6 protein-coding genes and 1 tRNA gene are annotated in these 8,293 nt (G+C 68.7%); 2 read left to right on the plus strand and 5 right to left on the minus strand.

Annotation, left to right across the window (positions count from 1 at the left end; translation table 11 throughout):
- Positions 1 to 100 precede the first annotated feature (100 nt).
- The 5 genes from ABD378_RS02130 to ABD378_RS02150 all read right to left on the minus strand — a co-directional run bounded on the left by ABD378_RS02130 (position 101) and on the right by ABD378_RS02150 (position 6,132).
- Positions 101 to 1,564, minus strand: coding sequence for a peptidoglycan D,D-transpeptidase FtsI family protein (locus ABD378_RS02130; protein ID WP_344518536.1), 1,464 nt, complete (start codon positions 1,562 to 1,564; stop codon positions 101 to 103).
- Positions 1,561 to 2,988 carry an FtsW/RodA/SpoVE family cell cycle protein gene (locus tag ABD378_RS02135; RefSeq protein ID WP_344518538.1) on the minus strand — a complete coding sequence of 476 codons (1,428 nt, stop codon included), beginning with the start codon at positions 2,986 to 2,988 and terminating at the stop codon, positions 1,561 to 1,563. The genes ABD378_RS02130 and ABD378_RS02135 overlap by 4 nt, the downstream gene beginning before the upstream one ends.
- A 26-nt stretch (positions 2,989 to 3,014) precedes the next feature.
- A complete protein-coding gene (locus ABD378_RS02140) occupies positions 3,015 to 4,562 on the minus strand; it encodes a Stp1/IreP family PP2C-type Ser/Thr phosphatase (RefSeq protein WP_386544497.1) in 1,548 nt (515 codons plus the stop codon).
- Between the two features lie 120 nt (positions 4,563 to 4,682).
- Positions 4,683 to 5,207: an FHA domain-containing protein FhaB/FipA gene (locus tag ABD378_RS02145; RefSeq protein ID WP_344518541.1), complete on the minus strand. Its 525-nt coding sequence runs from the start codon at positions 5,205 to 5,207 to the stop codon at positions 4,683 to 4,685.
- Between the two features lie 10 nt (positions 5,208 to 5,217).
- Positions 5,218 to 6,132 (minus strand): FHA domain-containing protein, encoded by a 915-nt coding sequence (locus ABD378_RS02150; protein WP_344518542.1) that lies wholly within the window; start codon positions 6,130 to 6,132, stop codon positions 5,218 to 5,220.
- Between the two features lie 386 nt (positions 6,133 to 6,518).
- Between ABD378_RS02150 and ABD378_RS02155 the strand changes: the two genes are divergently transcribed.
- Together ABD378_RS02155 and ABD378_RS02160 are read left to right on the plus strand one after the other, a co-directional pair.
- A tRNA-Leu gene (locus ABD378_RS02155) sits at positions 6,519 to 6,605 on the plus strand.
- 289 nt (positions 6,606 to 6,894) lie between these two features.
- The coding region (locus ABD378_RS02160) for a DUF2252 domain-containing protein (protein WP_344518543.1) at positions 6,895 to 8,293 on the plus strand (1,399 nt) is incomplete at its 3' end.

Consider the following 8,293-nt stretch of genomic DNA (forward strand, 5'->3'; position numbering starts at 1 on the left):
ATACCGTACCCGGCTCGCCTTACGTGACCCGGCCACCACCGTCACCCGATACAGGACCGGTATCGCAACGTGCACTGATGTGAAGGGGCCGTGACGGGGGTCACTTCTTGCTGTCGAGAACCGCCTTCATCACGTCCTTGGCGATCGGGGCGGCCAGACCACCACCGGAGATGTCGTCGCGGCTCGCGTCGCTGTCCTCGACGACCACGGCGACGGCCACCGGCGAACCGGAGTCGGTCTTGGCGTAGCTGATGAACCAGGCGTAGGGGTTTTCGCTGTTGTCGATGCCGTGCTGGGCGGTGCCGGTCTTGCCGCCGACGGTGACGCCCGGAATCTTGGCGTTCCGGCCGGTGCCGTCGTTGATGACCGTCTGCATCATGTCCTGCAGCTTCTGCGCGTTCTCCTCGGAGAGCGGCCGGCTCATCTCCTTGGGCGCGTGCTTCTCGATCACGTCAAGGTTCGGCGCCTGCAGCTCGCTGACCATGTACGGCTCCATCAGCTTGCCGTCATTGGCGATGGCCGAGGCGACCATGGCCATCTGCAGCGGCGTCGCGGCCGTCTCGAACTGGCCGATGGAGGAGAGTGCGGTCTGCGGCCTGTCCATCTTCTCGGGGAAGACGGAGGCGTTCGAGCGGACCGGCACGAACTGCTCTTCGTTGAAGCCGAACTTCTCGGCCGTCTCGAGCATCTTGTCCTTGCCGAGGTCCGAGCCGATCTTGCCGAAGACGGTGTTGCAGGACACCCGCAGCGCCTCGCGCAGCGTGGCGTTCTTGCAGGGGATGTTCCCCTCGTTCGGCAGCGGGGTCTGGGTGTCGGGCATCGTCCAGGGCAGCGGGGACTTGGTGGGCGAGTCGATGTCGTCGTACAGCCCGTGCTCAAGGGCGGCCGCCGCGGTGACCGCCTTGAAGGTGGAGCCGGGCGGGTACGTCTCGCGCAGCGCGCGGTTGAGCATCGGCTGGTCTTTGTCCTTGTCCAGCTTCCCGAACTGCTCGGCTTCCTTGTCCGTGTTGCCCGCGAAGGTCGAGGGGTCGTACGAAGGAGCTGAGGCCAGCGCGAGGATCGCGCCGGTCGACGGGTCGAGCGCGGCGACCGCGCCCTTGCCGCGGCCCTTCAGACCGTCGTACGCGGCCTTCTGGGCGGCGGCGTTGAGGGTCGTGACGGCGTTGCCGCCCTCCTTCTTCTTGCCCGTGATCATGTCCAGGCTGCGGGTGAAGAAGAGCCGGTCGTCGTTGCCGGTGAGGATGCCGTCCTCGAGGCTCTCGATCTGCGTGGCGCCGATGCGCTGCGAGGCGAAGCCGGTGACGGGCGACCACATGGGCCCGTTCTTGTACGTCCGCTGGTACTTGTAGTCGCCGCTGCCCGCTTCCTTGGAGCCGGTGACGGCCTTGCCGTCGACGATGATGTCGCCGCGCGGCTGGGCGTACCGCTCGATGGAGACGCGGCGGTTCTTCGTGTGCTCGGCGAGGGTGTCGGCCTGTACGTACTGGAGCCAGTTGTCCCGGGCGAGCAGGGCAAGGATGAGGAGCCCGCAGAAGATCGCGATCCGGCGCAGGGGCTTGTTCACGGTCGGACCACCTGGGTCATTTCGGCATCGGGGTTGGGGGCAGGGGCCGGCGCGGGGCGTCGTGCGGTGTCGCTGATACGGATGAGGATGCCGATCAGCGCCCAGTTGGCGATCACCGAGGAACCGCCGTTGGCGATGAACGGCATGGTCATACCGGTCAGCGGGATCAGGCCCATGACGCCGCCCGCGACGACGAACACCTGGATGCCGAAGGCGCCGGAAAGACCGATCGCCAGGAGCTTGCCGAACGGGTCCCGGGCCGCGAGGGCGGTGCGCACACCGCGTTCCACGATCAGTGCGTAGATGAGCAGGATCGCCATGATGCCGGCGAGGCCCAGCTCCTCGCCGAAGGTGGCGAGGATGAAGTCGGAGTTGGCGGCGAAGCCGATCAGGTCCGAGTGGCCCTGGCCGAGGCCGGTGCCGAGCACACCGCCCGAGCCGAACGCCATCAGGGACTGAGCGATCTGGTCGCTGCCCGTGGAGGCGATGACGGAGTCGGAGAACGGGTTCAGCCAGGCGTCCACACGCTCCTGCACGTGCGGCTCGAACGTGGCCACACCCACGGCGCCGACCGAGGACATCACCAGGCCGAAGACGATCCAGCTGGTGCGCTCCGTGGCGACGTACAGCATCACGACGAACATGCCGAAGAACAGCAGCGACGTACCGAGGTCGGTCTCGAAGACCAGGATGAGGATGGACATCGCCCAGACGACGATGATCGGCCCCAGGTCACGGCCACGCGGCAGGTAGAGCCCCATGAAGCGGCGGCTCGCCAGGGCGAGCGCGTCGCGCTTCACCATCAGATAGCCGGCGAAGAAGATCGCGATGACGATCTTCGCGAACTCACCGGGCTGGATGGAGAAACCGCCGACGCTGATCCAGATCTTGGCGCCGAAGACGTTCATGCCGAGGCCCGGCACGAGCGGCAGGAGCAGCAGCACCAGGGACGCGACCATCGAGATGTACGTGTAGCGCTGCAGGACGCGGTGGTCCTTCAGCACGAGCAGCACGGCGACCAGGAGCGCGATGCCGATGGCGGAGTACATCAGCTGCTTGGGCGCGGAAGGGCTGAAGGAACCGGTCGCCGCCTTGGCGATGTCCTTCAGCTTCTCCGACTGGTCCAGGCGCCAGATGACCACCAGACCGAGGCCGTTGAGCAGCGTCGCGAGCGGCAGCAGCAGCGGGTCCGCGTAGGGCGCGAACCTGCGCACCACGATGTGGCCGACGGCAGCGAGCAGTCCGAGCCCGCAGCCGTAGCCGAGCATGCCGGACGGCAGCTCGCCGTCGATCGCGAGGCCTACGTTGATGTAGGCGAACAGCGGGATGACGACAGCGAACGCAAGGAGCGCGAGCTCGGTGTTGCGCCTGCTCGGCGCTCCGATCGCGCCGATGGTCGACGTGTGTGTAGTGCTACTGCTCATGGCGTGCAAAGGCCCCCAACGGCTGCTTACTGCTTACCGCACAGCGGGACCAGCTTCTCCTCGTCCTCGGAGAGGCTGGGGCCGGGTGTGGGAGTCGGTGCGGTCTTGGACTTGTTCTTGTCGGTCGTGCTGTTCTTGTCGTTCGTGCCGTTCTTGTCCGCCGGATCGGTCGGATCGTCGGTGGGGGCCTTGGCGGCCAGGCCGGTGGTGCCGCCCGCCTCACCCTCGCCGGGCTTGGCGTTCTCTCGCTCGGCCTCACGGCGCTCGGCGTCCTTCTGGCAGGCGGACGCCTGCAGGCCGAGCTCCTTGATCTTGCTCTTGGCGTCGTCGAGATTGCCCTCGGGGATGGTCCCCTCGACCTGCTTGCGCTGGTACGGCGGCAGGTACTTGAGTTCGATCTTCGGGTAGTTCTCCTCGACCTTCGACAGGCTGACCCACGCCAGGTCCTGGTCGATGCCGCGGTACAGAGCGACGTTCTCGTCGTTCGTGCCTACGTAGTACTGGGTCTGGGTCCAGCGGTAGCCGCCGTACAGGCCGCCGCCGATGACCGCCAGGGCGAGCACGGTGTAGAGCGATCTCTTGAGCCATTTACGGCCGCCGCGGGGCTTCACGAAGTCTTCGTCGCTGAACGCGCCGAAGCTCCCCTCGGGAGCGTAGCTCGCCGTGTCACCGCTCCCGGGCGGCCCGAAGCCGCCTCCGGAGGGCTGCGGCGGCACGGGACGGCCGAGGCCGGACGCGCGGCCCGCCGGAGTCTGCATGGCGCCGTCGTCCTGCGCCTGGAGCTGGTTCTCGGCGACCGCGCCGACGACCACGGGGGTGTCGGAGAGCTGGCCCGCGAGGGTGTCGCCGCTGTCGATGTCCAGGACATCGGCGACGATCACCGTGATGTTGTCGGGCCCGCCGCCGCGCAGCGCGAGCTGGATGAGCTCCTGCACGGTCTCCTGGGGGCCCTGATAGCTCGCGAGGGTGTCTTCCATCGTCTGGTGCGAGACCACACCGGAGAGACCGTCGGAGCAGATCAAGTAGCGGTCGCCGGCGCGGACCTCACGGATGGAGAGGTCCGGTTCGACATGCTCACCACTGCCAAGCGCGCGCATCAGCAAGGAGCGCTGCGGGTGAGTGGTGGCCTCCTCCTCGGTGATCCGGCCCTCGTCCACCAGACGCTGCACCCACGTGTGGTCCTGGGTGATCTGCGTGAGGACGCCGTCCCGAAGGAGGTACGCGCGCGAGTCGCCGACATGTACGAGACCCAGGCGCTGGCCCGTCCACAGCAGCGCGGTCAGGGTCGTCCCCATGCCCTCGAGCTGGGGATCCTCCTCGACCATCAGGCGCAGCTGGTCGTTGGCGCGCTGCACGGCGGTGCCGAGCGACGTCAGGATGTCCGATCCCGGTACGTCGTCGTCGAGGGTGACGAGCGTCGAGATCACCTCGGAACTCGCCACCTCGCCCGCGGCCTGGCCCCCCATGCCGTCGGCGATCGCGAGGAGACGCGGACCGGCGTAACCGGAGTCCTCGTTCCCCTCGCGGATCATGCCTTTGTGCGATCCGGCGGCGAAGCGCAAAGACAGACTCATGCGCACCTCGCCCGTCGGCTCCGGGTACATCCGCACGGTGCCCACCCTCCGGTCGGGAGCGCGCTGGCGTCCAGTGTGTGGACCGCGTCGGCTCGCTCGCTCCGCTCGCTCATTGTCGTACTACTTCCGCAGCTCGATGACGGTCTTGCCGATGCGGATCGGCGCGCCCAGCGGAACGGGCGTCGGGGTGGTGAGTCGGGTCCGGTCGAGATACGTGCCGTTGGTGGACCCGAGATCCTCGACGATCCACTGGCCGTCACGGTCCGGGTAGATCCTGGCATGCCTGCTGGACGCGTAGTCGTCGTCAAGGACGATCGTCGAATCGTGCGCTCGGCCCAGCGAGATCGTCTGACCCTGCAGGGCGACCGTCGTGCCCGCGAGGATCCCTTCGGATACGACCAGCTTGCTGGGGGCGCCACGGCGCTGCCGCCCGCCGCCCTGCTGCTGGCGCTGGGGAGGTGGTGTGGCCGCCGGCTGTTGCTGGCGGGCGGCCTGCTGCGGACGCGCGCTCTCACGGCGCGAACCGCGCTGTGTGACGCGCGTACCGAACAGGTCGCTACGGATGACCTGGACGGCCACGATCACGAACAGCCACAGAACGGCTAGGAAACCCAACCGCATGACCGTCAGGGTCAGCTCTGACATTGCCCCCGCTTCACCCTTCGGCTTGCCGGTAAACGATGGTGGTTTGGCCCACGACGATCCGCGAGCCGTCGCGGAGCGTAGCGCGGGTGGTGTGCTGCCCGTCTACCACGATGCCGTTGGTAGACCCGAGATCCTGGATCGTCGAGGGCGTTCCGGTCCGGATCTCACAGTGCCGGCGCGATACGCCGGGGTCGTCGATCCGCACATCGGCGTCGGTGCTGCGACCCAGCACCAGCGTCGGGCGGGAGATCTGATGGCGATTGCCGTTGATCTCGATCCAGCGCCGTACCTGCGCACCCGGAAGGGGTCCGGCGCCGGGCCCCTGGGGGCGGCTCGGTACCGGTGCGGGTCCGCCCGGTCGGCCGCCCGGAGGCGGCGCGGCGGGCATGGGGGGAGCGCCGGAGGGCTGAGAGGGCTGCGGGTAGCCGTAGCCACCGCCTGCGCCGCCCGCGGGGGGTCTGGCGGGGCTGTGGCCGGCGTTCGTGGGGCCCCCTGAGGGGCCCGCGGGGCCCGAAGGGCCGGCCGGGGCGCGCTCGGGGCTCTGCGAGGTGCTGGACGCGAGCGTGCGGCTGCGCACTCGGTACAGACCCGTGTCGAGGTCCTCGGCCTTCTCCAGGTGGACCTTGATGGGGCCCATGAAGCTGTACCGCTGCTGCTTGGCGTACTCGCGCACCATCCCGGAGAGCTCGTCGCCGAGCTGTCCGGAGTATGGGCTCAGGCGCTCGAAGTCGGGCGCGCTGAGCTCCACGATGAAGTCATTGGGAACGACGGTCCGCTCGCGGTTCCAGATCGTCGCGTTGTTGTCGCACTCGCGCTGCAGGGCGCCGGCGATCTCGACGGGCTGGACCTCGGACTTGAACACCTTGGCGAAGGTGCCGTTGACGAGACCTTCGAGTCGCTGCTCGAACTTCTTCATGACTCCCATGGGGCACCTCCTCCGTCGTAGTCATCCTGGTACTGCTTACTGATCGTATCCACGCGCCGGGAAATCGGCTGGTTCCCCCTGTCCGCCCAGTCGATGAGTGTCGCCTCTCACAAGGCATGCCCGCACCAGGGTTCCGGGATCCTTCCGGGCTCCTCTCAGGCTCCTCTGACAGGGATCGTAGAGGGGGCCTCAAACCAGTGTCCCGCACCCGACCGCGGAGCTTCGCCGGGTACGGCAGAAGTCGGTCGGCCCGGCCCGGATCTCTCCGGATCACCAGGGCAGGTGCCCCCGAATACGGATGTGAATCCACCCTCGGCAGCGTGCTAATCTTCTGGATGTCGGCAGGCGCTCGCACCAAGCAGTGAGAGACCCAAGACAACACCCATGCGCGGGTGGCGGAATAGGCAGACGCGCTGGATTCAGGTTCCAGTGCCCGAAAGGGCGTGGGGGTTCAACTCCCCCCTCGCGCACCATGTGGAGCGGGTCTCCATCAGGACGAAAGTCCTGGTGGGGGCCCGCTTCTCGTTGTGCTGCGGGTGTATGGGGTGTGAGCTGGCGCCGCGGGTGCCTCGGCACGGTGATCAGGTGCCTCGACGCGGTGATGTATGTCACCGGAAGCCGGTTCGGTGCGCCGAGTTGTCCACAGGTGGCGGGTTGTCCACAGGCTCTGACGCTACTCGGAGCGCGGCGGTACCTTCATGCCAGGTGAGGCCCACGAGGGCCCGCCCGGACGTGGGGGATGCGGGGGCGAGGGCAATGGTCATGGCGGAGACCGACGGTGCGCGATTCGGTGGTGCGGGACTTCCTCAGGTGAAGGGGTTCGCGCAGTGGCCCTCCCAGAGGTCGGCGGGGGCGGCTGGCCCGGCGGCTTCGGCTTCGGCAGAGGCGCGGGTCTCGCCGAAGAGGGAGGGCAAGGCGCTGCGTGCGCGCGTCAGCCGCACCTCGCACGAGTGGTTCGCCGAGGACGACGGACGCCCCGATCCGGTCGAGGCCGTGGAGGAGTCCAACCGCAGCAGGCTCCCCGAGCTCACACCGATCCGGATGGGCAGGATGGCCGCGTCGCCCTTCGCCTTCCTGCGCGGGGCCGCGGGTCTGATGGCGTACGACCTCGCGCGAACCCCCGTGACGGGGATAGGCGCCCAGATATGCGGTGACGCACACGCGGCGAACTTCGGCCTGTACGCGGACGCGCGGGGCGGCCTGGTCATGGACCTGAACGACTTCGACGAGACGGGGCACGGGCCCTGGGAGTGGGACGTGAAGCGGCTCGCGGCCTCCCTCGTGCTCGCGGGGCGTGAGGCGGGGGCGAGCGAGGACGTCTGCAGGGAAGCGGCGTTCGACGCGGTGGGGGCGTATCGCCGCACGATGCGGCTGCTCGCGAAGCTTCCGGCGCTCGACGCGTGGAACGCCATCGCGGACGAGGAGTTGGTCTCGCACACGGACGCCCGGGATCTCCTCGGCACCCTGGAGAGCGTCTCCGAGAAGGCCCGGCAGAACACGAGCGCCCGGTTCGCCGCCAAGTCGACCGAGCGTGTCGAGGGCGAGGGCGGCCTCGTGGGGCGGCGCTTCGTCGACGCCCCGCCGGTGCTGCGACGAATACCGGACGCGGAGGCGGCCGAGGTCGCCTCCGCGCTCGGGGAGTACGTGGGCACACTGTCCGAGGACCGGCTGCCGCTGCTCGCGCGGTACGCGATCCAGGACGTGGCCTTCCGCGTGGTGGGCACGGGCAGCGTCGGCCTGCGGTCGTATGTCGTGCTGCTGGTCGACCACCGGGGCGAGCCGCTGGTGCTGCAGGTCAAGGAGGCGCGGCCCTCCGCGCTGCTTCCCCATCTGCCCACGGCGGGCTTCGCGGTGCCGGAGGTCGAGCACGAGGGACAGAGAGTGGTGCTCGGGCAGAAGCGGATGCAGGTGGTCAGCGACTTCCTGCTCGGGTGGACGACGGTCGCCGGGCGGGCCTTCCAGGTGCGGCAGTTCAGGAACCGCAAGGGCAGCGTGGACCCGGCCGCGCTGGCCGCCGGCCAGATCGACGACTACGGCCGGATGACCGGAGCCCTGCTGGCCCGCGCACACGCGCACAGCGCCGACCCGCGGCTCATCGCGGGGTACGTCGGCAGGAACGACGAGCTGGACACGGCGGTGGCGGCATTCGCGGTGACTTACG

Source organism: Streptomyces rectiviolaceus, from assembly GCF_039533825.1.
Taxonomy (GTDB): domain Bacteria; phylum Actinomycetota; class Actinomycetes; order Streptomycetales; family Streptomycetaceae; genus Streptomyces; species Streptomyces rectiviolaceus.

What these genes read in the sequence shown, in the direction of transcription:
- ABD378_RS02150 (WP_344518542.1), bottom strand. Translation starts at nt 6,132, where the DNA reads ATGGGAGTCATGAAGAAGTTCGAGCAGCGACTCGAAGGTCTCGTCAAC.
- ABD378_RS02140 (WP_386544497.1), bottom strand. Translation starts at nt 4,562, where the DNA reads ATGAGTCTGTCTTTGCGCTTCGCCGCCGGATCGCACAAAGGCATGATC.
- ABD378_RS02145 (WP_344518541.1), bottom strand. Translation starts at nt 5,207, where the DNA reads ATGTCAGAGCTGACCCTGACGGTCATGCGGTTGGGTTTCCTAGCCGTT.
- ABD378_RS02135 (WP_344518538.1), bottom strand. Translation starts at nt 2,988, where the DNA reads ATGAGCAGTAGCACTACACACACGTCGACCATCGGCGCGATCGGAGCG.